Here is a 26,728-nt window from a genome sequence, read left to right on the forward strand (position 1 = left end):
TTGTTTCAAGTGAATCTCATGAACGAATCCGAACTGGCGCGAGCCTGGCCCGAGCGGCTGCGCCAGGCGCTGCACGGCGTGCCCATCGTGCAGGGCCTGGCGGTGCAGGTGGAGCCTCCCCCGCACGCCGGCACGCGCCCCGATGGGCTGGCCGACTGCCTGATCGCGGGTGAGCCACACCGGCTGGTGATCGAGTGCCAGCTGGCGGCCCAGCCGCGGCAGGTGCGCGGCGCGGTGGCCCAGCTGGCGCGCGAGGTGGAGCGCTCGCCCGTGCCTTGCCAGGGGCTGCTGGTGGCGCCGTTTGTGTCGCCTGCGTCGCGGGCGATATTGGCCGAAGCGGGCATGGGCTGGCTCGATCTGGCGGGCAATGCGCGCATCAACTTCCCGCGCCTGCATGTGGAAATCAACAAGACCGAACGCGACCCTTGGGCCACCAAGCGGGTGCAGCGCTCGCTGTTCTACCCAAAATCGGCCCGGCTGCTGAAGCTGCTGCTGGCGCACCCGGGCCGTTCGTGGCGCGTGGCCGAGCTGGCCGAAGCGGCGGGCGTGAGCGTGGGGCAGGTGAGCAATGTGCGCCAGGCCCTGACAGAGCGCGAGTGGGCCGTGGCCGACGCGGCCGAGGGCCTGCGCCTGGTGCAAGCCGGGGCCTTGCTCGACGCCTGGCGCGACGCGGGCGAAAAACCCCCAACGGTGCAGCTGCCGGGCTACACGCTGTTGACTGGTGCCGCGTTGCAGTCGGCGTTGTTGGCGGCGTTTGCGGACGCGGAAAAAAGCGGTGCGCGCTTGCTGCTGGCCTCGCATTCGGTGGCGCGGCGGGTGGCGCCGTTCCTGCGCGTGGCGGGCGAGTTCTTCTATGCCGATGCGGCAGGGCTGGCCATCTTGCAAAACCACTTGCAGCCGCAGCGCGCGCCCACGGGCGCGAACGTGACGGTCTACGCAGCGGCCGACGACGGTCTGTGGCAAGAACGCACGCCGCTCGGCACTGAGGGGCTGGTAGGCACGGGGCCGGTGCAGACCTACCTGGACCTGTTTGCCGGCGGCGAACGCAGCCGCGAGGCGGCCGAACACTGGCGCGCCGAGACGATCCACAAGCTTTGGGAGACCGCATGACCGAGCCCACTTCGGCCAATGAATACGACGACCGCGGCGCCCAGGCGGTGTACGCCGTGCTGCTGGAAATGGGGCAGGTGCTGGGCGCGTACCGCGACAAGTTCGTGGTGATCGGTGGCTCGGTGCCCTGGCTGCTGCTGCCACACGCCGACCCGCGCCACATTGGCACGCTGGACGTGGACCTGAGCCTGGACGCCGCCGCGCTGCGGGACGACGAATACGTGGGGCTGGTGCAGGCGCTGGAAGCTGCGGGCTACGAGCGGGCGGCGCCCGACATGCGCCTGTTCCAGCTGCGCCGCACGGTGAACCTGGACGGCTTGGGGCCGGTGGCCGTGATCGTGGACCTGCTGATGCCGCGCGAGGCGCAGATTGACCGGCACAAGCCGCCTCTGCTGGCGAACTTTGCGGTGCAAAAGGCCGATGGTGCGGGCGTGGCGATGACGTCACACGTGCTGCACCGGCTGGACGGCACCATGCCCGATGGCCGCCCCAACACGGTGGACCTGCGCGTGGCAAGCCTGCCGGCGTTTCTGGTGATGAAGGGCTACGCCGCCAACGGGCGCGACAAGCACAAGGACTGCTACGACATCTATTTCACCGTGCGCCAGGCGGCGGGCGGGCCGCTGGCCTTGGCCGAGGCCTGCCGCCCCTTGCTGGCCGACCCGGTGGCCCGGCAGGGCTACCAGCACATTGCGCAGAAATTCGCACGCGAAGACGGCTTTGGCCCGGTGACGGTGCGGCGCTTTCTGCAGGACTCGGCAGCGCTGGGCGACATGACCCCCGAACAGGTGCAGGTGGACGCCCACCGCCAGGTGCGCGCCTGGCTGGACGCGCTGGGCCTGTGAGCCGGGTGCACGACGACACAAGACAACACAAGGTTTCATGAACACATCAACCCTGATCCAGAAGGTCTGGAATTTCTGCCACACGCTCAAGGACGACGGCGTGGGCTATGGCGACTACCTGGAGCAACTGACCTACCTGCTGTTCCTGAAGATGGCGCACGAGTACACGCAGGAGCCCTACAACCGGCAGACACATGTGCCCAAGAGTTGCGACTGGGCGAGCCTGCGCAAGAAGACGGGTGAGCCGCTGGAGGCGCACTACCTGACGATCCTGCAGCGCCTGGGCCACGAGCCGGGCATGCTGGGCGCGATCTTCTTCAAGGCGCAGAACAAGATCCAGGACCCGGCCAAGCTCAGCCGCCTGGTGCAGATGATCGACGCCGAGAGCTGGGTGGGCATGGACGCCGACACCAAGGGCGACCTGTACGAGGGCCTGCTGCAGAAGAACGCGGAAGACACCAAGAGCGGCGCGGGCCAGTACTTCACGCCGCGCGCGGTGATTCAGGCGATGGTGGAATGCGTGCGCCCCGAGCCCATGAAGACGGTGGCGGACCCGGCCTGTGGCACGGGCGGCTTTTTTCTGGGCGTGCACCAGTGGCTGACGCGGCCAGGCCAGACGCTGAACAAGAAGCAGGCGGCGTTCTTGAAGGACAAGACCTTTCACGGCAACGAGATCGTGGCGAGCACGCGGCGGCTGTGCCTGATGAACCTGTTCCTGCACAACGTGGGCGACATGGTGGAAGAGCCGCTGGTGCAGCGGGCCGACGCGCTGATCAGCGAGCCATCGCAGCACTTTGACTACGTGTTGGCCAATCCGCCGTTTGGCAAAAAGAGCAGCATGACCTTCACCAACGAAGAGGGTGAAGAAGACCGCGATGCGCTGACCTACGAGCGGCAGGATTTCTGGACCACCACCAGCAACAAGCAGCTGAACTTTCTGCAGCACATCGTGAGCATGCTGAAGGTGACGGGCAAGGCAGCGGTGGTGTTGCCCGACAACGTGCTGTTTGAAGGCGGTGCCGGCGAGAAGATTCGCCGCAAGTGGCTGGAGACCTGCGACGTGCACACCATCCTGCGGCTGCCCACGGGCATCTTCTACGCACAAGGGGTGAAGGCCAATGTGGTGTTTTTCGACGCCGCGCCGAAAGACGGTCGCACTCATACAAAAGGCGTGTGGTTCTACGACCTGCGCACAAACAAGCACTTCACGCTGAAGACGCGCACGCTGGGGGTGTCAGACCTGCAGGACTTTGTCACCTGCTATCACCCGGAGAGCCGGCACCAGCGCACCGAGACAGAGCGCTTCAAGCACTACCCAGTGGCCGACCTGCTGGCGCGCGACAAGGCCAGTCTGGATGTTTTCTGGCTCAAGGACGACAGCCTGAACAACCTGGCCGACCTGCCACCGCCGGATGTGCTGCAGCAGGAAATCATTGACCACCTGGAGGCGGCGCTGGTGGCGTTCCGCGATGTAGCGGCAGCTTTGCCGTGCTCTGCGGGTGTTTGAAGGCGCGTCAGAGCCCCACGCTGAACACCACGACCATCCCCAGCACCACCGCCAGCCAGCCCATCACCGCGCGCCGCCACAGCGCAGGGGCCTGGCGCAGTTCCATGTAGTCCAGTGCAATCAGCGCGCCTTTGACGGCCGACAGCGCCAGCACTGCCAGGGTGGCGACGGTGCCCATGTGCTGGCCGCTGACGGCGGCGCCCTCCCCCAGCCACCAGCTCGCGAGCGTGGCGAGCGCGAGCAGTGCGAAGATGGTGTCGGCCTTGTTGAATCGCATGACGGGCCCTGACTTCAGCGAATGACGTAGACCAGCGGGAACAGCACCATCCACAGCAGGTCGACCATGTGCCAGAACACGGCGCCAGACGCCGGGGCCATGTGGTTGGCCCGTCCGTAGGCGCCGGCACGGGCCTTGAACCAGAGCACGGTGAACACGATGGCGCCCACGACCACGTGCAGAAAATGGAAGCCGGTGAGCAGGGTGTAGAGCAGCGTGAACGCATCGGTGGCCCAGTCGAAACCGGCCTGCACCTTGCTCGCGAACTCGTGGCTCTTGACCACCAGGAAGCCGACCGCGCCGGCCAGCGCGGCGAGCAGCCAGTGCGCGCCCGCCCGGCCCTGGTCCGACTCGAAACAGCGCACCGCGCGCACGGCGGCCCAGCTGGCCGCGACCAGCAGCAGGGTGTTGAGCGCACCCGTGTGCAGGCTCAGCGCGGCCTGGCCGGGCGCGAACACCTCGGGCTGCAGGTGGCGGGTGACCGCGAACGAGATGAACAGCAGGCCGAAGGTCAGCAGCTCGGCCAGCACCAGCAGCCAGACCACGCCGTCGCCTGCGAGGCGCGGCTCCTCATGAGCGACCGCCATCAGTGGGAGGTTCCCTCGGATCTGGTGATCTTGTTCCACACGTTGTACTTGCCCACCGGCTTGCTCATGGGCAGGCGCTTGACCTCCTTGAGCGTGGTCGCGTCGTAGACGATGAGCGCCCCGTCCATTTCCCAGACGCTGGCCAGCGCGTATTTGCCGTCCTTGGTGAACTCGATGTGGGCCAGGGTCTTGCCGGGTTCCTTCACCGTGGCCACGGGCTGCAGCGTGGTCTTGTCGATGAGGGTCATGGTGTCCTTGGCGGTCGGGCTCATCATCGAGTCGGTCCAGGCGTAGCGGCTGTTCTCGTGGCTGCGCATGAAGAAGCCGGGGCCGGGCGTGGGGATGGTGGCGACCGGCTTCCAGGTCTTCATGTCGATCACGTCGATGGCGCCGCCTTTCAAATTCGGAGACGCCAGCACGGTGCTGCCGTTCCACGCGAAGGTGATACCCGAACCCAGGTGCGGCATGCCGGCGATGGGCAGGTCGGCGATCTTGCGGCGCACGTCGAGGTTGACCACCTGCGCGGTGGCCGCGCCGTCGCCGGTTTTCGGCCGTGTGGCCCCCAGCACATGGCGGTAGCTCTGGTCGAAGAAGAAGTCGTCCAGCGGCTCGTCCAGCGGCGTGCGGCGCACGCCCAGGAAGCCGGGTTTGGCGATCGCCTCGCCCATCTTGTAGTCGTGCACCAGGCCGTCGTAGATCGGCGCGGCCTTGGGGTCGTAGGAGATTTCCCAGAGCTCCGGAATGTCCTTGAGCGCGACCACGAAGCTGTTGCGCGGCGTGGCGTCGTACACCGCCGAGACGCGCGAAGTGGCCTTGCCGTCCAGCGTGGCGGCGGCGTAGGTTTTCTGCAGGTTCAGGTCGGCGTCGAACAGCACCACGCTGTGCGGCAGGTAGTTGGCGGCCATGACCCACTTCCCGTCGCCGCTCACGGCCACGTTGCGCATGTTCAGGCCGGCGCGCACCTCGGCCACCACGCGCAGGCGCCAGAGGTCGTACTTGGTGATCCAGCCGTCGCGCGATCCGAAGAACACGTAGCGGCCGTCAGGCGTGAACTTGGGGCCGCCGTGCAGCGCGAAGCGGCTGGCAAAGCGGGTGATGACTTCGAACTTGTCGCCGTCGAGCAGGCTGATGTGGTGGTCGCCACCCTCGACGACCACGAACAGGTTCATCGGGTCGGCGGACCACAGCGGCTTCGCCGGCTCGCCCTTGGGCGCTTCGTTGAAGGTGCGCGAGGCACGGATGTCGGCCTCGGTCCAGCGCGGCGCGGGCAGCACCGGGGTGCGGATGTGGGCCGCCAGCGCGTTGATTTCCTCTGCGCTCAGTTGCTGGGCGAAGCCTGGCATCTGCGTCGCGGGGCGGCCTTGCTGGATGACCTTGAGCGCCTCGGCCGGGCGCAGGCGCTCCAGACTTTCGGGCAGCAGGGCCGGGCCCATGGCGCCGGTGCGCTGCTCGCCGTGGCAGGCGGCGCAGTTCTGCTGGTACAGGGCCTTGGCGTCGATGGTCTGCGCGCCAGCCATGTCCACGCCCATCCAGCACAGGCCCAGCACCAGCGCGGCGCGCGCGGTGTTGGCCAGGCGTTCGGTCCAGCGGTTCGCGGGTTCAGACATGGTCCACCTCCTTCATCAGGATGGTCGTGCGGCGGGTGGACGCCGTGGCGTCACCGGCCAGCAGACCGATCTCTTCGTCCGTCAGGTAACAGCCCGGGTCCTCGGCCCAGGCGTTGCCGGTCAGCTGCTGCGCCCGCGTGCGGGTGTTGCCGCCGCAGATGGCGAAGTGCTGGCACTGCGCGCAGCGGCCTTCCACCGGGCGCGGGCTGGCCTTGAGGCCGGCCATCAGCGGATCGGACGTGTCCATCCAGATCTGCGAGAACGGGCGCTGGCGCACATTGCCCAGCGCGTGGTGCCACCACATGGTGTCGGGGTGGACCTCGCCGAGGTTGTCGATGTTGGCCACGTTGACGCCGCTGGCGTTGCCGCCCCAGGCCACCAGGCGTTCGCGCAGGGCCTCAGTCCAGCGCGGGAAGCGCTGCGCCACCCATTGCAGCAGATAGGGGCCGTCGGCGTCGTTGTTGCCGGTCACGTACTCCTCGTCCAGCCCGTCGCGGGCGGCCTGCCAGGCGCGTTCGTACAACCGGTCCAGCGCGTCGCGGGTGGACTGGAACTGCGCGTCCTTGCCGCGGTGGATGTTGCCGCGACCGGCGTAGTTCAGGTGCGAGAAATAGAACTTGTTGACCCGCTCGGCGCGCATCAGGTCGAGCAGCGGCGCGAAGTCGTGCGCGTTCATCGCGGTCATGGTGTAGCGCAGACCGACCTTGACGCCGCGCTCGCGCAGCAGGCGCACCGCCGCCAGGCTGCGGTCGAAGGCGCCGTCGAGGCGACGGAACTTGTCGTGCGTCTCGCTCAGACCGTCCAGACTGATGCCCACGTAGTCGAAACCCTGGGCGGCGATGCGGTCGGCCATGGGCGCGTCGATCAGGGTGCCGTTGGTGGACAGACCGGTGTAGAAGCCCATGCCCTTGGCCCGCTCGGCGATGTCGAAAATGTCCGGCCGCATCAGCGGTTCGCCCCCGGAGAGGATGAGCACCGGCACGCGGAAGGCCTTGAGGTCGTCCATCACCGTGGCCACCTCGTCGCCGCTCAGTTCACCGGTGTAGTCGTGGTCGGCGGACAGGGCGTAGCAGTGTTTGCAGGTGAGGTTGCAGCGCCTGATGAGGTTCCAGATCACGACGGGTCCGGGCAGTGTGCCCGACCCACGGCGGCTGGCGGCGGGCCACTGCAAGGTCTGTTCGGCTTGCGCGAGCTCGCGCATGTACTGGCTGATGCGGAACATGGTTCTCAGCTTTCGGAAATGCGAAGCCCGGTCTTTTTCAAGATGGCTGTCGAGTAAAGGATGTCGTGCGCGCGGCAGGCGTCACCGAGCAGGGCCGCGACCTGCAGCGCCTGGGCCTCGACCTCGTCGCGCGAGCGGCCGTGCAGCATGGCGAACAGGTTGTATGGCCAGACCGGCGGCCTTCTAGGGCGGCGGTAGCAGTGGCTCACGAACGGCAGCTGGCCGATGCGTTCGCCGAGTTCGTCGACGCGTTCGTCGGCCACGTCCCACACGCTCATGCCGTTGGCGGTGAAGCCCAGCCGGTAGTGGTTGGGCACGGCGCCGATGCGGCGGACCAGGCCTTCTTCCAGCATGGCCTGCAGGCGCTCGCGCACCTGTTCGCCGCCGATGCCCAGCGACGCGCCCACCGCCTCGTAGGGGCGGGGCACCAGCGGCAGGCCCGACTGGGTGGCGCGGATGATGCGGCGGTCCAGTTCATCCAGGGACATGGTGGCCTCCGGGCAGCAGGGGCAGGCGCAGTTCGACGAAGAACTCGCGCTCTTTGGGAAAGGCGTAGACCGGCAGGCCGGTCAGGGTCTCGATGTCCTGGGTCACGCGGTCCACCTGGTCGGCGCGTTCGACCGCGATCACGAACCACATGTTCAGCGGCGTGGCGCCGGGCTGGTCGGGGTGGGCCGACTCGCGGCGGTAGTTGTGGGCGATCTCGGTCATGGCGCCCAGCTGCGCGGCGACGGCCTCGAAGCGTTCCTCGGGCACGGCCATGGCGGCCAGCACGAAGCGGCCCCCGGCGCGCTCGATCTGGAACAGCGGGCCGAAGCGTGTGAGGTCGCTGTGCGCCAGCAGACGCTGCAGGCGGTCGATCAGCATGTCCTCGGTGCAGCCCAGCGTGGCCGCCACCTCGGCAAAGGGCCGGTCGCTCAGCGGAAAGCCGCCGTGCAGGCGGTCGATCAGGCGCAGGTCATCGGGCGACGCCATGGGGCACCTCCGTCATAGGGACCGCAGCGGGGACGGCGCTCCAGCCGCGAAAGCGGCGCGCGCCGGTCTGCTTGAAGCGGCGGGTGGAGAACAGCACCTCGCGCGGGAATGGCGCGAGGCCGGCGGCGTGGGTCACGCGCTCGATCACGGCCCTCACCGCCTCACGGTGGGTGCCGTGCACCATCGCGTAGAGGTTGTAGGGCCAGCCCTCGGCGCGCGTGCGGCGGTAGGCCAGGGTCACGCCCGCCTGTTCGGCCAGCGCCTGGCCGCAGGCGTCCACGCGCTCATCGGGCACGTCGAACACCGTCATGGCATTGGCCGCGAAGCCCAGCTCGTGGTGGCGCACCACGACACCGAAGCGCTTGAGCCGGCCCTCGGCCAGCCACTGCCCGATGCACTCGGTCACACCGTCCTCGTCGACACCGAGTTCGTCGGCCCACTGCGCATAGGGCCGCTCCACCAGCGGCAGGCCGGCCTCGACGCGGCGCGCGAGCGGCCACTGGCTGGAGGGCAACGGCGCGAGCGAGGCCACGGCGGCGGTGGCGCGCATGGGCTGGTGCGCGGTGTCGCCGCCCAGGTCGAAGCCCAGGTCGATGCGGTAGGGCCGGACCATGCGCAGCCGCATGGCGGGCAGCCCGGTGGCGTGTTCCAGCCCGCTCACGCCCGTTTCGACGGCGTACCGGTCGGCCCCGGTCATCACGAACCAGAGGTTGTGGTGGTGCTCGCGCAGGTAGTTGTGGTTCACACCCGGGTGGGCCGACACGGCGGCGGCCACGGCCTCGATGCGGTGCGGCGGCACGGCCATGGCGGCCAGCACCGCGTCGCCCCCGCTGCCGTGGGCGAACACGCCGCCGATGCGGCTGATGCGACCGTCGTCCTGAGCAGCCTGCAGCTGCGCCAGCACCTCTTCCAGGTCCAGCCTGGTCTGCGCCGCGAGCACACCAAAGGGATCGCGGCACAGCGGAAAGCCGTGCTGCCAGTCGTTGAGCAGGCGAAGGTCGGAGCGCGTGCGGGCATCCATGGCTCAGAACCCCATGCGCGCGGCGCGCGAGGTGAAGAAGATGCCGCTGGGCGCGGGAACCTGAAGCCGCGCGCGGATGGCGAAGCTCTGCGTGTCCACCACGCTCACGCGGTTCTCGTCGCGGCTGCTGATCCACACGGTGTCGCCGCGCGGCGTGAACTCCATGTGCAGCACGGCCTTGCCCGGCTCGATGGTCTGCACGATCTGCTGGCGCTGGGTGTCGATGACCTGCACGCGGTGGTAGTCGGGCACGGCGAAGTTGACCCAGACCTGGCGGCCGTCGGGCCGCGCCATCACGAACACCGGCTGGCCGGCGACCGGGATGCGGCCGACTTTCTGCCAGCTGTCGGTGTCGACCACCAGCACCTCGTGCCGGCCGATGGCGGGCAGGTAGGCGCGGCGCCCGGCCACGGCCCAGCCGCGCAGGTGCGGCATCTTGTAGACCGGCAGCGGCTCCTGGCCCTTGCCGTAACCGCCGAGGATGCGGCGCACGGTGGGCTTGTCAGACCAGAGGTCGATCATCGCCAAACCGTCTTCACCGAACAGCCCGGCGATGTAGTGGCGGCCATCGGGCGTGACCAGCGCGTCGTAGGGCTGGCGGCCGATGCCGTCGAATGTCTGTGTGGTGACCCTCTTCGGGTCCGAACAGTCGGTGACCCAGATCGCGTCGGCGTCGAAAAGGCTGTAGGCGAAACGCCGGCCCGGCAGGTCGACGAGACCCACCACACGGGACAGCTTGCCCGGAGCGTATTCGGCCGGAATGTCGGCGACGAGTTCCAGCGTGCGCGCATCGAACACCTTCACGCCGCCGGGCGTGTAGTTCTGCGCTGCCACCAGGGTGCCGTCGGCGCTGATGGCGCCGCCGATGGAGTTGCCAGCCTGCATCACGCGGCGGGTGATGCGCTGCGTCAGCAGGTCGACCATGGTGAGCGCGCCGTCGCGCCCGAACACGTAGGCGTAACGACCATCGCGCGAGAACACCACCGAGGCGTGCGAGAGATCGCCCAGGCCGGGCACCTCGCCGATCAGGGTGCGAGTTGAGGTGTCCACCAGGTAGAGCGTGCCATTGGCGCGGCCGATGACCACACCCAGGTCGCCGGTGCCGCGCAGCACGGGCGCGGCGCAACCGGTGAGGCTGCCCACGGCGGCGATGGACGAGAGGGTGGCCGCGGCGGCCAGCCATTCACGGCGCTTCATGGCGTTTTCACCACTTCTTCAGGAAAGCCCTGCTGAAGGCGAACGGCGATCCAGCGGGCCTCGGGCTCGCTGAGCATCGCCTTCCAGGGCGGCATGGGGGTGCCGGGCCGGCCGTGAAAGATCACGGCGGCCAGGCTGTCGAGGGGAAACTCGGCGAGGGCCTCGCGTGTGAGCGCGGGACCCAGGCCGCCGGTCAGTCGCATGCCGTGGCACGAACCGCAGTCCTGCCGCACCATGCGCACCAGCTCGCGAGAACGCGAGGCATCGGGAGCGGCATCGGGTGCGGACTGAGCGAAGGCCAGCAAGGGCCCCAGCAGCAGCGCAGACAGGAGGACAGCGACACGCAGCACGGCAGGCCTCCCGGATCAGGACTTGAGGATCACCGCGATGGCGTCCTTGAGGTCCTGGTCGGCGATCTTGTCCAGACCGTTGGGCGACATGGGAATCGGCCCAAAGGTGCCCGACCCGCCCTTGCGCACCTTGTCGAACAGCTTGGCCGCCACATCCTGGCCCTTGTACTTGGTCGCGATGTCCTTGAACGAAGGACCGACCAGCTTCTTGTCCTTGGCATGGCAGGCCATGCAGCCAGCCTTGTTCAAGGCCGCCTCGCCATCAGCGAAGGCAGCGCCGGAACCCAGGGCGAGCACAGCAGCCGCCACAGCAGAAACAAACACTCTCATGAAGTTCTCCAGAAAAAACGCAACGAAGACGAAGTGACTTCACCCAGGGGCCCCGTGGAACCGGCTTCGCCGGGCCACAGGGGCCGTCCCCCCTCGAAGCGCCGCAGGCGCGCCACGGAGGGGGGAAGCCGCGTCAGCGGCGCAGGGGGGTGCCCTCAATAGACATCGTGTTGGGTGTTGTGCACGTTGAAGTGCCCCGTCGGCGTGATCAGGCGCGGGTCCTTGATCACGGCCTTGAGCTTGAGCGTCTTGTCGTCCACGATCACCAGCGCGCTTTCCTTGTTCTTGGCGCTCCACACCGAGAACCAGACCTCGTCACCGGCCTTGTTGAACTCGGGCTGCACGACGCGTTTGGCGCCGTCGTCCTTGATGCCCGCCCACTCGGCGATCGGCAGCACGGTGTAGCCCTTGGCCAGGTTGTCGATGTCGTACACCGCGACCGATTGCGAGATCTTCGGATCGGGGTTGAGCGGCGAGTCCGAATACAGGTGCTTGCTCTTCGGGTGGCTCTTGATGAACAGCGCGCCGCCGCCCTGGCCGGTCAGCGTCTGCACCACCTTCCAGGCGTTCTTGGGGTGCTTGACCGGGTCGGTGCCGATCAGCGAGATGCTGTCGTCGCCCAGGTGGCCGGTGGACCACACGGGCCCGTAGGTCGGGTGCACGAAGTTGGCGCCGCGGCCCGGGTGCGGGATCTTGCCCACGTCGATCAGCTTGGTCAGCTTGCCTTCCTTCAGGTCCACCGCCGCGATCTTGTTGCTGTTGTTGGCCGCCACCATGAAGTAGCGCTTGGTCGAGTCCAGACCGCCGTCGTGCAGGAAGCGCGCGGTGCCAATCGTCGTGACCTTGAGCGCGTCGATGTTGGAGTAGTCCACCAGCAGGGTCTGGCCGGTTTCCTTGACGTTCACAACGAACTCGGGCTTGTAGTGGCTGCCCACGATGGAGGCCACGCGCGGCTCGGGGTGGTACTCCTGCTTGTCCACCGTGTTGCCACGGGTGGAGATGATCTTCAGCGGCTCCAGCGTGTCGCCGTTCATGATCACGAACTGGGGCGGCCAGTAGGAACCGGCGATCGCGTACTTGTCTTCAAAGCCCTTGAATTTGCTGGTCTCCACCGAGCGCGCTTCCAGGCCGGTGCGGATCTCGGCCACGTTGTCGGGCTTCTCCATCCACAGGTCGATCATGTTGATCTTGGCGTCGCGGCCGATCACGAACAGGTAGCGCCCCGAGGCCGACAGGCGCGAGATGTGCACCGCGTAGCCGGTCTTGACGATGTTGATGATCTGCTTGGTGTCGCCATCGATCAGCGCCACCTCACCGGTGTCCCGCAGCGTGGTGCTGAAGATGTTGGTGATGTTGTAGTTGTTCATCTTCTTCGTCGGCCGCTTCTCCGGCGGGACGATGACCTTCCAGGTCGCCTTCATGTCGTCCAGGCTGTATTCGGGCGGCGTGGGCGCGTCGTGCTGGATGTAGCGCGCCATCAGGTCCACTTCCTTCTCGCTCATCTCGCCGCTGGTCTGCCAGTTGGGCATGCCGGCCGGCGAGCCGTAGGCGATGAAGACCTTGAGGTAGTCCGTGCCCTTGCTCTGGGTGATGTCGGGCGTCAGCGGCTTGCCGGTGGCGCCCTTGCGCAGCACGCCGTGGCAACCGGCGCAGCGCTCGAAGTAGATCTTGCGCGCGACGTCGAACTCGGCCTGCGTCATCGGCGGGGCCTTGGGGTTGGTCGACTGGTACATCGGCTCGCCCGCCAGGGGCGAGCCACCCGCCTGGTAGTTGGCTTCCGCCGGGCTGAGCTTCTTGTCTGCAGGCGCCTGCGCGAACGCGCCGGTGCCGATCAGTGCCGCCATCGCCAGCATCGTCAGGCGAATCGTGGTGCGGGATCTCATGGTGTTCTCTCTCCGTCGTGGATCAGCGTTTGAAGTGGCCGTCCCTGCAAGGGCGCTGTGCCCGCTCGCCAGGCTGCTGTCCATGGCCGGTGCGAGCAGGCACATGCTCTGCCCGGCCGCAGGCCTTGTCCTTGAACTGGTTCAAGGACGGCTGCGCGTGGCGTCCGAACAATGGGCTTCACAACAACGGACGGCCCGGCGGTGCAGCCGGGTCCCCACCCCACGACGGAGCGAGTCATGAACCTGGTCAACCTGATCACCCCCGCGCGCACCACCGCCACCGATGGCTGCGCAGCGCCTCCGGGCACAGTGACGCTGGTGGGCGCGGGCCCGGGCGACCCGGATCTGCTGACGGTGAAGGCGGTGAAAGCGCTGCAGGCGGCGCGGCTGGTGCTGTACGACCACCTGGTCAGCCCGGCGGTGCTGGAGCACCTGAGCCCCGACGCCGAGCGCATCTATGTGGGCAAGGAAAGCTCGCGCCACACCCTGCCCCAGGCCTCGATCATCGAACTCATGGTGCAGCTGGCGCGCAGCGGGCGCTCGCTGCTGCGGCTCAAAGGCGGCGACGGATACATCTTCGGCCGCGGCGGCGAAGAGGCGCAGGCCCTGGCCGCCGAGGGCATCCCGTTCACCGTGGTGCCCGGCCTCACGGCCGCGCAGGGCGCGGCGGCCTCGGTCGGCATTCCGCTCACCCACCGCGACCACGCCTGCTCGCTGGTGCTGGCCACCGGCCACCTGCGCGACGGCCAGGGGCTGGACATGGACTGGGCCATGCTCGCGCGCCCGCGCCAGACCGTGGTGCTCTACATGGGCGTGAACAACCTGCCCGAGATCTGCCGTCAGCTGATCGCCCATGGCCTGTCGCCGCAGACGCCGGCCGCGCTGGTCGAGAAGGCCACCCTGCCGGACGAACGCTGCATCACCGGCACGCTGGCCGAACTGCCCGCGCTGGCGCTGCGCCACCAGGTGCGGCCACCGGCGCTGATCATGGTCGGCGGGGTGGTGTCGGTGCGCGCGCAGCTGGTGCCGGCCACGCCCCCGGTCGCTGCGGCGGCGGCGCCGATCCATGCCGCGGCCTGATATCAGAAAGAACGTGCCGCCAGGGGCCAGGCGGCGGCGGCTTTGATACGCTGGCGGGCTCCGTCCACCCGCCCTCTGCCGCCATGCCGACCACCACCCTGACCCTGATCTCTTCCATGGCCACCAAGGCCCTGCTGGCCGACCTGGTGGCCGCGTATTCGGCGCAGCACCCGGAGGTGGCGGTGGCCGTCACCTCGGTCGGCGGCGTCGACGCGGCCAAGCGCGTCGTGGCCGGCGAGGCCTTCGACATCGTGGCCCTGGCCTCGGACGCCATCGAGAAGCTGGCCGCCAGCGGCCAAGTGGCCGGGGACAGCCGAACCGACATGGTCCATTCGGCCGTGGCGGTCGCCGTGCCGGCCGGCACCCCGCGACCCGACATCTCCACCGAAGCCGCGCTCCGGGCCGCCGTGCTGGCCGCGCCCACGCTGGGCTACTCGACCGGCCCCAGCGGCGTGCAGCTGGCGAAGCTGTTCGAGCGCTGGGGCATTGCGCAGGAGATCGCGCCACGCATCGTCACGCCGCCGCCGGGCACCTCGGTGGGTTCGCTGGTTGCCAAGGGCGAGGTTGCGCTGGGCTTCCAGCAGCTCAGCGAAATGACGGGGGTTCAGGGCATCGACGTGATCGGCGGCCTGCCCGAAGCGGTGCAGATCGTCACCACCTTCTCGGCGGCGCGCGCCACGGTGAGTGCGCAGACCGGAGCGGTGCAAGGCTTCCTGGCGTTCCTGGCCAGCCCGCAGACCGCGGAACTCAAACAACGGCACGGCATGACGCCGGCCTGAGCCCGACCTCGGTCGCCACCCGGGCACGGCGTGGTCAGGGGGTAGCGGCGGCGCGCTGCTGGAGCGCCCAGTAGGCCAGGCCCATCGACGTGTCGGCGGCGACGCCACCGCCCAGCGACTCCGGAACCGTGGGATACCTGCCGCTGTAGTTCACGATGGCGATCACGTCCTCGGACCGCCACAGGCCTTCGGCCGCAATCGCGTTGTAGGTCGCCTGGAAGGCGGCCAGCCAACCGGGAGAGCCGCTGTTGCTGGCAAACCAGATGAAGGGCCGGCCGCGCACGTGGGTCTCACGGATCGCCCGGCGGAACGCCTCGCCGAGCTTCCCGCTGGTGCAGGCGCCCAGCGGACACTCGATGAAGGTGCCCTTGCTGCTGCGGAAGGCCAGCAGCGCGTTGGCGTTGGCGTAGATGTACCTGGGGTTTGTGGGGTCGAAGTTCTGCGGCTGCCAGCCGGTGTAGACGGCCCCGTAGCGGCGTGTCGCTGGCGCGGTGGGGTCGGTGTAGATCGCTTCGGCCTGGGCCACGGAGCGAACGTTCCAGCGGCTGGTGTCGCTGGTGTAGAAAGCGATGGCCTCGGGGTTGAGGCTCTGGTCCATGTCCGGGTAGAGCACCTGGAGGTTGTTGAATGCGCTGAGCGGCAGCCACGCGGACGTGCCCGAAGGCACCGGGAATTCGGTGATCAGGTTGCGCGTGGTCATCTTGCGGATGAGGCTGGCACTCTGGGCATCCGAGATGTTGGCGTTGTTGCCCCAGATACCATGCGCGTTCTGGCGCACGTAGGTCCACTGTGCGTCCAGCGCGGCGTTGTCGGCCAGCTGGTTGTTGCCATGCAAGGAAATGAAGACCCGGGGCCGGTTGGGGCCGGTCGGGCCGCATGGCGGGCTGGCGCAGGCCGAGGTCATCACGTAATACCCGACGCCTTCGTAGCGGTGCGTCGCCGCCATGGTGGCCTGCACGCGCAGGCTTTCCTCTTCGCTGGCGGTGTAGAAGTGCACCCCTTGCTGCACCACGAGGAAGCGGTAGAGCGGCGTGAACCCGGCCGCCGGCGTCTGGCTGGCGTGGTACGCGACGCCCTCATAGGTGAACTGAGGCAGGTTGGCCGCGACATTGGCCCGCTCGGCCTCGCTGATGGTGTAGAAGTGGACGCCGGTCTGGGTATTGAAAAAGCGGTGGACCGGGCTCAGCCCTGCCCCTGCGGCGCCGGCGGCGTAAAAGGCCTCCCCCTCTGGACTCATCTGTGGCGCGGTGCGGTACACCGCCTCGCGCTCGTTGATGCTCGTGGTGTAGAAGTGCGCGCCCGTGCCGGTGTTGTAGAAGCGGAAGACCGCCACCCGGCCCGCATCGGCCTTGCGCACGCCTGCCGCCTCGAAGGAGACAGGCACCGCCTCTGCGCCGCTGGTTGAAGACGCTGCCTTGGCGACCACGTCTGTGCCTGCTGCCTCCTGCCGGGCACTGCCCTCCTGGTCTGGCTGGCCACCACCACAGGCGGTCAGAAGACCCGCGGACAACACCGCCCACGCCACACCTTGCTTCAACCACACCATGGACACCCTCTGCTTCCAAAAACGTACGAACCCGGAATTGGACCCGAATCCCCCGCCGTCGTCCGGCTGCGGCACGCCGGGCTGACGGGCGGCGCCGTTTCACCCACCAGTCGGTGCATTCCACACACCGCGCGGCGGCACGAATGTTGCTGCCACCCCGGGGCATGAAATCGGCCTTCTGTTTCCTCATTGCCGCCAAGCGCTGTGAAATCGCCGGCCTGCAACAGCTCGCGCTGACCAGCGCCCTGGTCAACGCCACCGGCCGTTTCATCCACGCGCTGCAGCGCGAGCGCGGCCTGTCCAACCTCTACCTGGCCTCGCAGGGCCAGCACTGGGCTGACGAGCGGCTGGCGCAGGTGGCGCGCTGCGACGAGTTGCAGGCCGAGGTGCGCGCCGCCTTCGACACCCTGGACACCGAGACCCCGCGCGCCGGCAACGGCGCCCGCCTTTTCAGCCGCATCGCCTACGTGCTGCAGGGCCTGGACGCCCTGCCCCTGCTGCGCCAGCGGGTGCAGACGCAGCAATGGAGCGCGGCCCGCGCCACGACCGGTTTCATCCGCCTGATCAACGGCCTGCTGGCGGTGGTGTTCGAGGCCGCCGACAGCGCGTCGGACCCCGACATCTCGCGCCGCCTGGTGGCGCTATTCAACTTCATCCAGGGCAAGGAGTTCGCCGGCCAAGAGCGCGCCACCGGCTCGGCCCTGTTTGCGGCGGGCTGCGCGCAGGCCGACGGCCAGCAGCGCCTGCTGCACCTGATCGATTCGCAGGAACGCTGCCTGCAGGTGTTCGCCGACTTCGCCAGCGAGCCGCTGCGCGAGGCCTGGGCCGCCGTGCAGCGGCACGACACGCAGGCCTCGCTGGAACGGCTGCGCCGCATCCTGGCCACCTCGCTGCCCGGCGGTCCGCTGGACACCGGACTGAGCCAGATCTGGTTCGACGCCTGCACCGCCCGCATGGACACCATGAAGACGGTGGAGGACGCACTGGCCGCCGAGCTGGAGGCCCTGTGCCGCCAGCGCCTGGCCGCCGCCGACCGCGACCTGGCCGACTTCCAGAAGTGGCAGCGCGCCGAATCCCTGGGCGAAGACCTGCCCGAACACGGCGACTTCTTCGACGAGGGACAGGCCGCCCCCGCGCCACCGGTGAATCTGGCGCACCCGGTGCAGGCCTACGGCCCGCAGGTCGAGCGCTCGATCCTCGAACTGGTGCACGAGCAGGCGCTGCGCCTGCAGCAGATGGGCGACGAGCTGGACATGGTCCGCGCCAGCCTGAATGAACGCAAGATCGTCGAGCGCGCCAAGGGCCTGCTGATGGCGCACCGCCAGCTCAGCGAACACGAGGCGCACAAGACCCTGCGCCAGATGGCGATGAACCAGAACCGGCGCCTGGTGGACGTGGCGCAGGCGGTGCTGGCCATGGCCGAGATCCTGCCGCCGGGCCTGCGCTGAGCCGCCCTGCTGCGGCGCACAAAAGCTGTGCCGCACCACAACAGCGCACCAGTTTGAAGCCTTCCCCGGCGCCCTCTGCGGCCCTTCTACCCACCACCACCACCGGAAAAATACAGCCAATTCAACAACTTAGGCGGTCACCAAAGCGCAGACACCCAGGCTGGCACGGTCCGTGCTGAAGGATGGTCAACGGGACGTGCCAATGGCGGCACACCCTCCCGGCAGTCTCAGGACACTCAGGACAACGGCGTCCATTTCTCGCCCCCGACAGGGGGGCCTGGAATGGGCGCCGTTTTGTTTTTCCGGCTTCAGTTTTCGGTTTTTTTCTTCACAGGAGTTGAGCATGAACGACCACCGCGCCACGACACCCGAGACCGCCGCCGCGCCCGCCGCCGACAGTGGCTCGCGCCGCGACTTCATCAAGAAGGGTGCGGCCGCCGCCACCTTCTTCTCCACCCTGGGCCACAGCGGCGTCTGGGCCGCCGGCTCCGACGCACCGGAGAAGACCGAGGTCAAGATCGGCTTCATCCCGCTGACCGACTGCGCCAGCGTGGTGATGGCCAGCGTGCTGGGCTTTGACAAGAAGTACGGCGTGACCATCGTGCCCACCAAGGAAGCGAGCTGGGCCGGCGTACGCGACAAGCTGGTCAACGGCGAACTCGACTTCGCCCACGTGCTCTACGGCCTGGTCTACGGCGTGCACATGGGCACGGCCGGCCCCAAGAAGGACATGGCCGTGCTCATGAGCCTGAACAACAACGGCCAGGCGATCACGCTGTCCAAGGCGCTGGCCGACAAGGGCGCGGTGGACGGCCCGTCCCTGGCCAAGTTCATGGCCGCCAACAAGCGCGAGTACACCTTCGCGGGCACCTTCCCGACCGGCACCCACGCCATGTGGATGCACTACTGGCTGGCCGCCGCCGGCATCAACCCGCTCTCGGGCGCCAAGCTGATCACTGTGCCGCCGCCGCAGATGGTGGCCAACATGCGGGTGGGCAACATGGACGGCTTCTGTGTGGGCGAGCCCTGGAACCACCGCGCCATCATGGACGGCATCGGCATCACGGCCAACACCACGCAGGACCTCTGGAAAGACCACCCCGAGAAGGTGCTGGGCACCACGGCCGAGTTCACCAAGAAGTACCCCAACACCACACGCGCCGTGATGATGGCCGTGCTCGAAGCCAGCAAGTGGATCGACGCCGGCCTGCAGAACAAGCTGAAGATGGCCGAGACCGTGGCACAGAAGGCCTACATCAACACCGGCGTCGACGCGATCAACCAGCGCATCCTGGGCCGCTACCAGAACGGCCTGGGCAAGACCTGGGACGACCCGAACCACATGAAGTTCTTCAACGACGGCAAGGTCAACTTCCCGTACCTGTCCGACGGCATGTGGTTCCTCACCCAGCACAAGCGCTGGGGCCTGATCAAGAGCCACCCCGACTACCTCGCCATCGCCAAGCAGGTCAACCAGATCGATCTGTACAAGTCGGTCGCCAGCGCCATGGGCATCAGCGTGCCCAAGGACCCGATGCGCAGCAGCAAGCTGATGGACGGCATCGCCTGGGACGGCAAGGACCCGGCCAAGTACGCCGACGGCTTCGCCATCAAGGCCTGACCCTTCACAAGGAGAACCACCATGGTTGCCGCTGTTTTTCACATGCCGCTGGAGGCTTCGGCCCCGCCCGCCGCCAGCCCCACCACCTCGCCCATCGCCAAAGCCATGACCGCCTCGCAAGCCAAGCCCGCCGCAGCGTCCCCCGCTCCGAAAAAGCCTGCGGTCGATCTGCGCAGCTTCTGGATGGCCGTGCTGCCGCCGGTGCTGGGTCTGGCGGTGCTCGTGCTGATCTGGCAAGCGATCGCGTCCACCTCCAACAGCGGCATCCCCAAACCGGCCGAGACCTGGGCGCAGGCGGTGCAGGTGTTCTCCGACCCGTTCTACAGCAACGGCCCCAACGACCAGGGCGTGGGCTGGAACGTGCTGGCCTCGCTGCAGCGCGTGGCCATCGGCTTCGGCATGGCGGCGCTGGTCGGCATCCCGGCCGGCTTTGCCATCGGCCGCTCGGTGTTCCTCGGCCGCATGTTCAACCCGCTCATCAGCCTGCTGCGCCCGGTCTCGCCGCTGGCCTGGCTGCCGATCGGCCTGCTGGTGTTCAAGGGCGCCAACCCGGCCGCCATCTGGACCATCTTCATCTGCTCGATCTGGCCCATGGTCATCAACACCGCGGTGGGCGTGCAGCGCGTGCCGCAGGACTACATGAATGTGGCCCGCGTGCTCAACCTCAGCGAATGGAAGATCTTCACCAAGATCCTGTTCCCCGCCGTGCTGCCCTACCTCCTGACCGGCGTGCGCCTGGCCGTGGGCACGGCCTGGCTGGTGATCGTGGCGGCGGAGATGCTGACCGGCGGCGTGGGCATCGGCTTCTGGGTCTGGGACGAGTGGAACAACCTCAACGTGTCCAGCATCATCATCGCCATCTTCGTGATCGGCATCGTCGGCCTGCTGCTGGAGTTCGCGCTCATCAAGCTGGCTTCCCTGTTTACCTATGAAGAGGTGAAGGCATGAACACCGCTGTCCACACGAAGTACATCGACATCCAGGGCGTCGAGCAGACCTTCAAGACCAAGAAGGGCAACTTCCCTGCGCTGCGCGACATCAACCTCACGGTGGCCAAGGGCGAGTTCGTGGCGCTGATCGGCCACTCGGGCTGCGGCAAGTCCACACTGCTCAACCTGATCGCCGGTCTGACCACGCCCACCAATGGCGTGCTGCTCTGCGCCGACAAGGAAATCGCCGGCCCCGGCCCCGAGCGCGCCGTGGTGTTCCAGAACCACTCGCTGCTGCCCTGGCTGACCTGCTTCGAGAACATCTACCTGGCGGTCGAGCGCGTGTTCGCAGGCACCGAAAGCAAGGCCCAGCTGAAGGCACGCACCAACGATGCGCTGGCCCTGGTGGGCCTGACCGCCGCCGCGCAGAAGCGCCCGGGCGAAATCTCGGGCGGCATGAAGCAGCGCGTGGGCATCGCCCGCGCCCTGTCGATGGAGCCCAAGGTGCTGCTGATGGACGAGCCCTTCGGCGCGCTCGACGCCCTGACCCGCGCCAAGCTGCAGGACGAGCTGCTGGAGATCGTCGCCAAGACCCAGGCCACCGTGGTCATGGTCACGCACGATGTGGACGAGGCGGTGCTGCTGTCCGACAAGATCGTGATGATGACCAATGGGCCCGCCGCCACCATCGGCGAGGTGCTGAGCGTGGAACTGCCGCGCCCGCGCAACCGCGTGGCCCTGGCCGACGACCCGCAGTACCAGCACTACCGCAAGGCCGTGATCGACTTCCTCTACACGCGCCAGGCGCACGTCGAAAAAGCCGCCTGAGGCAGGGTACAACCCACCGCTCCGTCTGGTTTTTCTGATCGGCTCTAATGCCCTACCGGCACACAAGAGCCGCAGAACAACGAGACGGAGACAACATGCCAACCGCCCACGCCACGCCCGGCAAGGCCTGCCATTTCACGATGGACGCAACCCCTGAACGCCTCAGGGCCGAGCTGTTCCAGCAGGAGATGCGCTCCACCTTCGCCATGCACCTGGCCATCAGCAGCCCCCCGGCCACGCCGTTGACGGCGGAGGTGCGGGGCTACTTCGGACGCAGGTTGCGCTTTGCGGCGCTGCGGTTCTCGGCCCATTCCACGGCATCCACCCGCACCCGCCACGCCAGCGAATCCCGGCTGCTGGTGTCCTGCCACCGGCAGGGGGCGGCGGTGGTGACGCAGGGCGGGCGCGAGAGCCGCGTCGAAGCCGGCGACTTCTTCCTGATCGATCCGGCCCGGCCCTTCCACATCCAGACCACCGACAGCGAGGTGCACTCGGTGTACCTGGAGCCCCAGGCGCTGCGCACGGTGCTGCCCCACTGGGACATGCTCACCGCCCGCGCCATCCGCCCCGACGTGAAGTCCGCCGCGCTGTTCACCGGGTTGATGGACCAGCTGTTCGCGATGTCGCCCGACATCGGCGAGGAGACCGCCGACAACATCGCGGAGGCCTTGCCGCACCTGCTGGCGCCGGCACTGCGCACGCTGCAGGACGAGACGGGCGCCTCCTCCTCGCGCCTGCAGGCGCTGCACCGCCAGCGCATCCTGGCCTATGTGCGCGACCACCTCTGGGACAGCCAGCTCAGCGCGCTGTCCATCGCCCAGGGTGTCGGCCTGTCGCCGCGCCATGTGTACGAACTCTTCGACGAGCAGGGCGGCCACACGCTGATGAAGTCGGTGTGGAAACAGCGCCTGGCCCTGTGCCGCCGCGACCTGATGACGCCCGCGATGCGCTCGCGCTCGATCGGCGAAATCGCCTACGCCTGGGGCTTCAGCAACGTCTCGCACTTCAGCCGCGCCTTCAAGGCCGAGTTCGGCACCGGACCGCGCGAGTTCCGCCGCGCCCAGGAGCTGGCGGCGCTGGGACCGGCGGGGCCGCACTGAACGGGGACGTTCCTCAGATCGGCTCGGCCAGGATCCGCAGCGAGCGTTCCACCAGCTCAGCCTGCGCGTGCATCGGCGCACGAGACTGCTCGCGCCGCCCGATCTCCAGCGAGTTCTCCACCACCAGGCGGCAGCGCTCGTAGCGCCGGTTCATGAAGCCGGCGAAGGCCGCCTCCACCGTGGCGTGCCGCGCCAGTTCTTCGCCCAGCACCAGGGCGTCCTCCACCGCCATGCCCGCGCCCGAGGCCAGGTGCGGCGTGGTGGGGTGGGCCGCGTCGCCGATCAGAATGGCCCGCCCCTTCTCCCAGGGCCGGGGCAGCAGAAATCCCTCCAGCGGCCGGAGCACCACATGGGACGACGGATTCAGGCCCTCGCGCACGTCCCGCAGCACGCCGCCGTAACCCGCCAGCAGGCGCTGCAGTTCGCCCGGCAACTGCTCGTCCGGCATGGAGGGGCGCTTGGGCCCCGTCTCAAGCAAGAACATGTACATCTCGTCGCGCGACACCGGTGTCAGACCCACCTTCACCGGCCCGCCCAGAAAGAACATGCGGCGCTCCACCTCGGGCGGGCGCGGCACGGTCACGCGCCAGACGCACTGGCCGGTGTAGACCGGCCCGGGCGCCTCGGGAAACAGCAGGCGCCGGACCTTGGAGAACACGCCGTCCGCGCCCACCACCAGGTCGTAACGGTGCGATGTCCCGTCGGACATCAGGGCCGTCACGCCCTCGGCGTCCGAATGCAGCGCGTCCACCGTCAGGCCCAGGCGCACCTGCGCGCCGCTGGCCAGGGTCTTCTCGGACAGGATGCGGTGCAGCACCGGCCGCATGATCCCGCCCGAGCCCGGCACATCGCCGTCGGCCACGATGGGTGTGGGCACCACGTGCGAGGGCACGCCCTGCGCGTCGCAGACCTGGATGCCGTCGCCGGTGAAGCCTTCGCGCCGCACGGCATCCAGAATGCCCAGCGCCCCGAAAGCGCGCAGAGTGGGCCCGGTGATCGAGATGCCCGCGCCGTACACCCGCCATTGCGGGTCCAGGTCGATGAGGTCCACTGCCATGCCGATCTTGCCGAGCGTGATGGCGGTGGACATGCCCGCGATGCCGCCGCCGACGATCAATGCCCTGCGTGAGGAGGAGGTGCCCATGGTGTGCGTGAGGTGGATGCAAAAAAAAGTGGCTGCGGCCCCCCGAATGGAGGCCCTGAAGGGCATTAGGCGTGGGGCGCACGAGGGGCGTCAATGCGGCAGCGGGCCTGTCGCCGGCCGAGGCAAAACGCATCGCAGGCCCAGTCAAATGGCGCTACACGGACAGAACAACAAGGCGGCGCCCTTTTTCCTACGATCCGTCCCACACCTTCCCGCCACCGCCCTTCACCGGAGTTCCCGCCTTGAGCCCAGCCGCACCGGTCGCCGAGATCGCCGACCGCCCCAAGACCCTTGAAGAGTCCAAGCAGTGGATGCACCAGCGCCTGCGCGCGCGCTTCCACCCGATGAACGCGCTGGACCTGGACGACGGCCCCGGCTTCATCGACGGACTGCCTGGACTCGACGGCGCCACCTGGGGTGGCTACTGGTACGCGCTGGGCGAGCAGTGGCGCGCCGAGGCCGTGCGCGCCGAAGCCGCCGGTGACAGCGCGCGGGCGGCCGCCCTGTACCAGAAGGCCAGCGGACTGTTCTTCATGGGCCGGTTCCCCTGCCCCAACCACCCCGCCAAGGAGCGCTGCGCGGTGGCCGAGCGCGAGACCTACCTGTCCGGCAGCCGCCACTGGCGCGAACCCATCGAACGGGTGGCGATTCCCTTCGCTGGCCGCGACGGCGAGGGATCGCAGGTGGTGGTGCTGGTGCGCCGCCCGGCCGGCGCAACCCGACCGCCCGTGGTGCTGATGTGGGGCGGCGTGGACGCCTGCAAGGAGCAGATGACCGCCGCATCCGACGCCCTGCTGGCCCAGGGCGTGGCCACAGTGGCCATGGACAACGCCGGCACCGGCGAGTCGCCCGTCAAGGGCGTGCCGGACGCCGAGCGCCAGTTCATCACCGCGCTGCAGTGGATCGCTGCGCAGGCCGATCTCGACGGTGCCCGGCCCGCTGTTCTGGGCCGCTCCTTCGGCGGCTACTGGGCCACCAAACTGGCGCACCTGCTGCCCGACGGCCTGGCCGGCGCGGTCAACTGGGGCGGCGGCGTGCACCACATGTTCCAGCCGTCCTGGGTGCAGGCCTCGCGCTACCCGGACAGCTACCTGATGGAGCTGGTCGAAACCCGCAGCCGCATGCTGGGCGCCACCAACGACGACGAGTACGTCGCCGGCTTCGGCCGGCTCTCGCTGCTCGACCAGGGCCTGCTGGACCGACCCTGCGCACCGCTGCTGCTGGTCAACGGCAAGGAGGACAAGCAGTGCCCGGTGGCCGACATCCACCTGCTGCTCGACCACGGCTGGCCCAAGTCGGTGCGCATGTTCCCCGGCGGGCACATGGGCCTGACCCCCACCACCCTGCCGACCATCGTGGACTGGCTCGTACGCCAGCTGCGCCAGCGAGGCAACACATGACGCAGAGCAACTGGCGCCAGACCATGCCGTCGGCCGAGGCCTACTGGATGAACCGCGTGCTCTACGACATCCACCACATTCACAGCGACCTGCAGCGCTACAAGGCCGACCCCGACGCCTACATGGCCCACATCCCGCTGGCCGATGGCATGAAGGCCGCCATCCGCGACAACGACATCGGCGCCATGTACCTCGCCGGCGTCAACCCGCTGCTGCTGCGCGCGCACTGCCTGGGCCTGCAGATACCCGAGGCCACCTTCGTGGCCTCTCTGCGCGCGGCGGGCCAGGCCCTGGCCGGGGAGCCGGACCATGGCTGAGATCGTCTCGGTGCACGCCACCAGCCACACGCCGGTGATGATCAACTTCCCCGGCGCCATCCCGGACGAAGACCGCGAGCGCATCTTTGCCGGCTTTCGCCAGGTGGGCGAAGAGATCCGCCAGGCCCGCCCGGACGCGGTGGTCGTGGTCTCGGACGACCACGTCCACAACTTCTTCCTCGACAACCTGCCGGCGGTCTGTATCGGTGCCGCCGCCAGCTGGAAGTCGCCGGTCGAGCACTGGCTCAAGATCGATCCGCACGAACTGCGGGGCGACGTGCAGCTGGGCGGCCACCTCATCACCAGCGCGCTGGAAGGCGGGTTCGACCCCGCCTTCTCGATGGAACTGACGCTGGACCACGGCACCCTCGCGCCCCTGCACCTGGCCGGCATCGCCCGCGAGGTGGTGGTGGTGCCGGTGCTGATCAACTGCGTGCAGCCCCCGCTGCCGCCGATGCGGCGCGCGCTGCAGTGGGGCCGCCTGCTCGGCCAGGCGCTGCGCAGCTATGGCGGTTGTGAACGGGTGTCGGTGCTGGCCACCGGCGGACTCAGCCACGACATCGCCACCCCCCGCATGGGCCTGGTGAACGAGGCCTTCGACCGCGAGTTCCTGCGCCTGCTGGCCGCGGGCGACGAGGCCCGCCTGCTGGACCACGCCACCCACCAGGTGCACGCGGCGGGCAACGGCGCAGAAGAAGTGCGCACCTGGCTGATCGCGCACGGCGTGGCCGACGGCGCCGCTTTCGACACGCTGTACTACAAGGCCGTGCCGGCCTGGTACACCGGCATCGGATTGGGCCGCTGGCGCACCGGGGCGGTCGAGTGAGCACCGCCCGCCTGTTCCACAGCGTGCACGGGCCCGACGGCGCGCCCGTGGTCGTGCTGCTGCACCCCCTGGCAACCCACAGCGCCCTCTGGCGACCGCAGCTGCCCGCGTGGTCCAGCCGTTTCCAGGTGGTCTGCGTCGATCTGCCCGGCCACGGGCGCAGCCCGGTGCTGCCCGAGGTGACCACCCTGCATGAGTACGCCGCGGAAGTCCGGCAGGTGCTGGACTCCCTGGGCGTGGACCAGGCGGCTCTCGTCGGGCTCTCGCTGGGCGGCATGGTCGCGCAGGCCTTTGCGCTGGCCTGGCCCGAACGCACCCGCGCGCTGGTGCTGGCGCACACCAGCGCCCGCACCGAACCCGCCGTCCGAGACCTCTGGGCCTCCCGCCTGCAGCAGGCCAACGACGAAGGCATGGCGGCCCAGGTGCCGTCCATCCTGGGGCGCTGGTTCCCGCCAGCCTTCTCGGCGTCGGCACCCATGACGCTTCAATGGGTTGCGGCACAGATCGCCTCCACCCCGCTCGCCGGCTACGCCGCGGCCATCGGCGCCATCCAGCGGCTGGACCACCTGGACCGGTTGCACCGCATCACCGCCCCCACCCTGGTGGTGGCCGGCGAGCTGGACGCGGCCGCCCCGCCGTCTCTGGCCCGGCTGATGGCCGAGCGCCTGCCCGCCGCCACGCTGGCCACGTTGCCCGAGACCGGCCACATCGGCAACGTGCAATGCCCCCTGGCGTTCACGGAAACCGTGGGCGCCTTTCTCTCGCAATCGCTGTAGCCCCTGTTTCACCACAATGCCAA

The 26,728-nt window shown here is 68.5% G+C and carries 27 protein-coding genes; 14 read left to right on the plus strand and 13 right to left on the minus strand.

The window, feature by feature from the left end; genetic code table 11:
* The first annotated feature begins 18 nt into the window (after window positions 1–18).
* From HFL01S_RS03635 to HFL01S_RS03645, 3 genes are read left to right on the plus strand one after another with little or no spacing between them, the layout of a single operon-like run.
* Window positions 19–1,110, plus strand: a complete 1,092-nt coding sequence (locus HFL01S_RS03635; protein ID WP_066254820.1) for a hypothetical protein — start codon at window positions 19–21, stop codon at window positions 1,108–1,110.
* The gene (locus HFL01S_RS03640) at window positions 1,107–1,955 is read left to right on the plus strand and encodes a hypothetical protein (RefSeq protein WP_066254823.1); all 849 of its coding nucleotides are present in this window, start codon (window positions 1,107–1,109) and stop codon (window positions 1,953–1,955) included. The genes HFL01S_RS03635 and HFL01S_RS03640 overlap by 4 nt, the downstream gene beginning before the upstream one ends.
* A gap of 37 nt (window positions 1,956–1,992) precedes the next feature.
* Entirely contained in the window at window positions 1,993–3,462 is a 1,470-nt protein-coding gene (locus HFL01S_RS03645) for a class I SAM-dependent DNA methyltransferase (protein ID WP_066254826.1), read from the plus strand.
* Window positions 3,463–3,469: 7 nt separating this feature from the next.
* Here the strand turns inward: HFL01S_RS03645 and HFL01S_RS03650 are convergent, their stop codons facing one another.
* From HFL01S_RS03650 to HFL01S_RS03700, 11 genes are all read right to left on the minus strand, one after another.
* Window positions 3,470–3,739 (minus strand): cytochrome C oxidase subunit IV family protein, encoded by a 270-nt coding sequence (locus HFL01S_RS03650; RefSeq protein ID WP_066254828.1) that lies wholly within the window; start codon window positions 3,737–3,739, stop codon window positions 3,470–3,472.
* Window positions 3,740–3,753: 14 nt separating this feature from the next.
* Window positions 3,754–4,326 (minus strand): cytochrome c oxidase subunit 3, encoded by a 573-nt coding sequence (locus tag HFL01S_RS03655; protein ID WP_066254831.1) that lies wholly within the window; start codon window positions 4,324–4,326, stop codon window positions 3,754–3,756.
* Complete coding sequence (locus tag HFL01S_RS03660; RefSeq protein ID WP_245644733.1) at window positions 4,326–5,855, minus strand: nitrite reductase; 1,530 nt, start codon at window positions 5,853–5,855, stop codon at window positions 4,326–4,328. Before HFL01S_RS03660 ends, HFL01S_RS03655 begins: the two co-directional genes overlap by 1 nt.
* A gap of 70 nt (window positions 5,856–5,925) precedes the next feature.
* Window positions 5,926–7,155, minus strand: coding sequence for a heme d1 biosynthesis radical SAM protein NirJ (gene nirJ, locus HFL01S_RS03665; protein ID WP_066254837.1), 1,230 nt, complete (start codon window positions 7,153–7,155; stop codon window positions 5,926–5,928).
* Between the two features lie 5 nt (window positions 7,156–7,160).
* A complete protein-coding gene (gene ahbB, locus HFL01S_RS03670; RefSeq protein ID WP_066254840.1) occupies window positions 7,161–7,643 on the minus strand; it encodes a siroheme decarboxylase subunit beta in 483 nt (160 codons plus the stop codon).
* Entirely contained in the window at window positions 7,630–8,130 is a 501-nt protein-coding gene (locus tag HFL01S_RS03675; protein WP_066254841.1) for an Lrp/AsnC family transcriptional regulator, read from the minus strand. Before HFL01S_RS03675 ends, ahbB (HFL01S_RS03670) begins: the two co-directional genes overlap by 14 nt.
* A complete protein-coding gene (ahbB, locus tag HFL01S_RS03680; protein WP_169802308.1) occupies window positions 8,114–9,151 on the minus strand; it encodes a siroheme decarboxylase subunit beta in 1,038 nt (345 codons plus the stop codon). Before ahbB (HFL01S_RS03680) ends, HFL01S_RS03675 begins: the two co-directional genes overlap by 17 nt.
* Window positions 9,152–9,154: 3 nt before the next feature.
* On the minus strand, window positions 9,155–10,348 hold the full coding sequence (locus HFL01S_RS03685) for a cytochrome D1 domain-containing protein (protein WP_066254844.1): 1,194 nt from the start codon (window positions 10,346–10,348) through the stop codon (window positions 9,155–9,157).
* A complete protein-coding gene (locus HFL01S_RS03690; protein ID WP_066254848.1) occupies window positions 10,345–10,698 on the minus strand; it encodes a c-type cytochrome in 354 nt (117 codons plus the stop codon). The genes HFL01S_RS03685 and HFL01S_RS03690 overlap by 4 nt, the downstream gene beginning before the upstream one ends.
* Before the next feature lie 15 nt (window positions 10,699–10,713).
* Window positions 10,714–11,028 carry a c-type cytochrome gene (locus HFL01S_RS03695; RefSeq protein ID WP_066254851.1) on the minus strand — a complete coding sequence of 105 codons (315 nt, stop codon included), beginning with the start codon at window positions 11,026–11,028 and terminating at the stop codon, window positions 10,714–10,716.
* A gap of 155 nt (window positions 11,029–11,183) precedes the next feature.
* Complete coding sequence (locus HFL01S_RS03700; protein ID WP_500778577.1) at window positions 11,184–12,881, minus strand: cytochrome D1 domain-containing protein; 1,698 nt, start codon at window positions 12,879–12,881, stop codon at window positions 11,184–11,186.
* 267 nt (window positions 12,882–13,148) lie between these two features.
* Here HFL01S_RS03700 and cobA point away from each other — a divergent pair, with 267 nt between their 5' ends.
* Together cobA and HFL01S_RS03710 are read left to right on the plus strand one after the other, a co-directional pair.
* Window positions 13,149–13,991, plus strand: a complete 843-nt coding sequence (cobA, locus tag HFL01S_RS03705; RefSeq protein ID WP_066254857.1) for a uroporphyrinogen-III C-methyltransferase — start codon at window positions 13,149–13,151, stop codon at window positions 13,989–13,991.
* Between the two features lie 83 nt (window positions 13,992–14,074).
* Window positions 14,075–14,770, plus strand: coding sequence for a substrate-binding domain-containing protein (locus HFL01S_RS03710; protein WP_084383078.1), 696 nt, complete (start codon window positions 14,075–14,077; stop codon window positions 14,768–14,770).
* A gap of 34 nt (window positions 14,771–14,804) precedes the next feature.
* Here HFL01S_RS03710 and HFL01S_RS03715 read toward each other — a convergent pair whose 3' ends face one another.
* A complete protein-coding gene (locus HFL01S_RS03715) occupies window positions 14,805–16,316 on the minus strand; it encodes a hypothetical protein (protein WP_066254859.1) in 1,512 nt (503 codons plus the stop codon).
* A gap of 164 nt (window positions 16,317–16,480) precedes the next feature.
* On the opposite strand from HFL01S_RS03715, the gene HFL01S_RS03720 reads away from it, so the two are divergent.
* From HFL01S_RS03720 to HFL01S_RS03740, 5 genes are all read left to right on the plus strand, one after another.
* Window positions 16,481–17,764, plus strand: coding sequence for a nitrate regulatory protein (locus HFL01S_RS03720; protein WP_066254862.1), 1,284 nt, complete (start codon window positions 16,481–16,483; stop codon window positions 17,762–17,764).
* Window positions 17,765–18,107: 343 nt separating this feature from the next.
* Window positions 18,108–19,385, plus strand: coding sequence for a CmpA/NrtA family ABC transporter substrate-binding protein (locus HFL01S_RS03725; protein WP_066254864.1), 1,278 nt, complete (start codon window positions 18,108–18,110; stop codon window positions 19,383–19,385).
* Window positions 19,386–19,406: 21 nt separating this feature from the next.
* Window positions 19,407–20,333, plus strand: coding sequence for a nitrate ABC transporter permease (gene ntrB, locus HFL01S_RS03730; protein ID WP_066254867.1), 927 nt, complete (start codon window positions 19,407–19,409; stop codon window positions 20,331–20,333).
* Window positions 20,330–21,142, plus strand: a complete 813-nt coding sequence (locus tag HFL01S_RS03735; protein ID WP_066254870.1) for an ABC transporter ATP-binding protein — start codon at window positions 20,330–20,332, stop codon at window positions 21,140–21,142. The genes ntrB and HFL01S_RS03735 overlap by 4 nt, the downstream gene beginning before the upstream one ends.
* A gap of 95 nt (window positions 21,143–21,237) precedes the next feature.
* Window positions 21,238–22,242: a helix-turn-helix domain-containing protein gene (locus HFL01S_RS03740; RefSeq protein ID WP_066254874.1), complete on the plus strand. Its 1,005-nt coding sequence runs from the start codon at window positions 21,238–21,240 to the stop codon at window positions 22,240–22,242.
* 13 nt (window positions 22,243–22,255) lie between these two features.
* On the opposite strand, the gene HFL01S_RS03745 is transcribed toward HFL01S_RS03740, so the two are convergent.
* Complete coding sequence (locus HFL01S_RS03745; protein WP_066254877.1) at window positions 22,256–23,386, minus strand: FAD-dependent oxidoreductase; 1,131 nt, start codon at window positions 23,384–23,386, stop codon at window positions 22,256–22,258.
* Between the two features lie 242 nt (window positions 23,387–23,628).
* On the opposite strand from HFL01S_RS03745, the gene HFL01S_RS03750 reads away from it, so the two are divergent.
* From HFL01S_RS03750 to HFL01S_RS03765, 4 genes are read left to right on the plus strand one after another with little or no spacing between them, the layout of a single operon-like run.
* Window positions 23,629–24,786, plus strand: coding sequence for an alpha/beta hydrolase family protein (locus HFL01S_RS03750; RefSeq protein ID WP_066254880.1), 1,158 nt, complete (start codon window positions 23,629–23,631; stop codon window positions 24,784–24,786).
* The gene (locus tag HFL01S_RS03755) at window positions 24,783–25,103 is read left to right on the plus strand and encodes a subunit of meta cleavage enzyme (protein ID WP_066254883.1); all 321 of its coding nucleotides are present in this window, start codon (window positions 24,783–24,785) and stop codon (window positions 25,101–25,103) included. Before HFL01S_RS03750 ends, HFL01S_RS03755 begins: the two co-directional genes overlap by 4 nt.
* Window positions 25,096–25,929, plus strand: a complete 834-nt coding sequence (locus HFL01S_RS03760) for a DODA-type extradiol aromatic ring-opening family dioxygenase (RefSeq protein WP_066254886.1) — start codon at window positions 25,096–25,098, stop codon at window positions 25,927–25,929. The genes HFL01S_RS03755 and HFL01S_RS03760 overlap by 8 nt, the downstream gene beginning before the upstream one ends.
* The gene (locus tag HFL01S_RS03765; protein WP_066254888.1) at window positions 25,926–26,705 is read left to right on the plus strand and encodes an alpha/beta fold hydrolase; all 780 of its coding nucleotides are present in this window, start codon (window positions 25,926–25,928) and stop codon (window positions 26,703–26,705) included. Before HFL01S_RS03760 ends, HFL01S_RS03765 begins: the two co-directional genes overlap by 4 nt.
* Window positions 26,706–26,728: the final 23 nt, after the last annotated feature.

Origin of the sequence: Hydrogenophaga flava NBRC 102514, from assembly GCF_001571145.1 — a bacterium.
GTDB classification, from domain to species: domain Bacteria; phylum Pseudomonadota; class Gammaproteobacteria; order Burkholderiales; family Burkholderiaceae_C; genus Hydrogenophaga; species Hydrogenophaga flava.

Excerpts from the sequence above, each read along its gene's own strand:
- ntrB (WP_066254867.1), top strand. The coding sequence starts at position 19,407 with ATGGTTGCCGCTGTTTTTCACATGCCGCTGGAGGCTTCGGCCCCGCCC.
- HFL01S_RS03640 (WP_066254823.1), top strand. The coding sequence starts at position 1,107 with ATGACCGAGCCCACTTCGGCCAATGAATACGACGACCGCGGCGCCCAG.
- HFL01S_RS03725 (WP_066254864.1), top strand. The coding sequence starts at position 18,108 with ATGAACGACCACCGCGCCACGACACCCGAGACCGCCGCCGCGCCCGCC.
- HFL01S_RS03645 (WP_066254826.1), top strand. The coding sequence starts at position 1,993 with ATGAACACATCAACCCTGATCCAGAAGGTCTGGAATTTCTGCCACACG.
- HFL01S_RS03660 (WP_245644733.1), bottom strand. The coding sequence starts at position 5,855 with ATGGGCGTGGACATGGCTGGCGCGCAGACCATCGACGCCAAGGCCCTG.
- HFL01S_RS03735 (WP_066254870.1), top strand. The coding sequence starts at position 20,330 with ATGAACACCGCTGTCCACACGAAGTACATCGACATCCAGGGCGTCGAG.
- HFL01S_RS03710 (WP_084383078.1), top strand. The coding sequence starts at position 14,075 with ATGCCGACCACCACCCTGACCCTGATCTCTTCCATGGCCACCAAGGCC.
- HFL01S_RS03745 (WP_066254877.1), bottom strand. The coding sequence starts at position 23,386 with ATGGGCACCTCCTCCTCACGCAGGGCATTGATCGTCGGCGGCGGCATC.
- HFL01S_RS03655 (WP_066254831.1), bottom strand. The coding sequence starts at position 4,326 with ATGGCGGTCGCTCATGAGGAGCCGCGCCTCGCAGGCGACGGCGTGGTC.
- HFL01S_RS03760 (WP_066254886.1), top strand. The coding sequence starts at position 25,096 with ATGGCTGAGATCGTCTCGGTGCACGCCACCAGCCACACGCCGGTGATG.
- nirJ (WP_066254837.1), bottom strand. The coding sequence starts at position 7,155 with ATGTTCCGCATCAGCCAGTACATGCGCGAGCTCGCGCAAGCCGAACAG.
- HFL01S_RS03700 (WP_500778577.1), bottom strand. The coding sequence starts at position 12,881 with ATGCTGGCGATGGCGGCACTGATCGGCACCGGCGCGTTCGCGCAGGCG.
- ahbB (WP_066254840.1), bottom strand. The coding sequence starts at position 7,643 with ATGTCCCTGGATGAACTGGACCGCCGCATCATCCGCGCCACCCAGTCG.
- HFL01S_RS03635 (WP_066254820.1), top strand. The coding sequence starts at position 19 with ATGAACGAATCCGAACTGGCGCGAGCCTGGCCCGAGCGGCTGCGCCAG.
- HFL01S_RS03740 (WP_066254874.1), top strand. The coding sequence starts at position 21,238 with ATGCCAACCGCCCACGCCACGCCCGGCAAGGCCTGCCATTTCACGATG.
- HFL01S_RS03675 (WP_066254841.1), bottom strand. The coding sequence starts at position 8,130 with ATGGCGTCGCCCGATGACCTGCGCCTGATCGACCGCCTGCACGGCGGC.
- HFL01S_RS03755 (WP_066254883.1), top strand. The coding sequence starts at position 24,783 with ATGACGCAGAGCAACTGGCGCCAGACCATGCCGTCGGCCGAGGCCTAC.
- HFL01S_RS03720 (WP_066254862.1), top strand. The coding sequence starts at position 16,481 with ATGAAATCGGCCTTCTGTTTCCTCATTGCCGCCAAGCGCTGTGAAATC.
- HFL01S_RS03715 (WP_066254859.1), bottom strand. The coding sequence starts at position 16,316 with ATGGTGTGGTTGAAGCAAGGTGTGGCGTGGGCGGTGTTGTCCGCGGGT.
- HFL01S_RS03650 (WP_066254828.1), bottom strand. The coding sequence starts at position 3,739 with ATGCGATTCAACAAGGCCGACACCATCTTCGCACTGCTCGCGCTCGCC.
- HFL01S_RS03695 (WP_066254851.1), bottom strand. The coding sequence starts at position 11,028 with ATGAGAGTGTTTGTTTCTGCTGTGGCGGCTGCTGTGCTCGCCCTGGGT.
- cobA (WP_066254857.1), top strand. The coding sequence starts at position 13,149 with ATGAACCTGGTCAACCTGATCACCCCCGCGCGCACCACCGCCACCGAT.
- ahbB (WP_169802308.1), bottom strand. The coding sequence starts at position 9,151 with ATGGATGCCCGCACGCGCTCCGACCTTCGCCTGCTCAACGACTGGCAG.
- HFL01S_RS03685 (WP_066254844.1), bottom strand. The coding sequence starts at position 10,348 with ATGAAGCGCCGTGAATGGCTGGCCGCCGCGGCCACCCTCTCGTCCATC.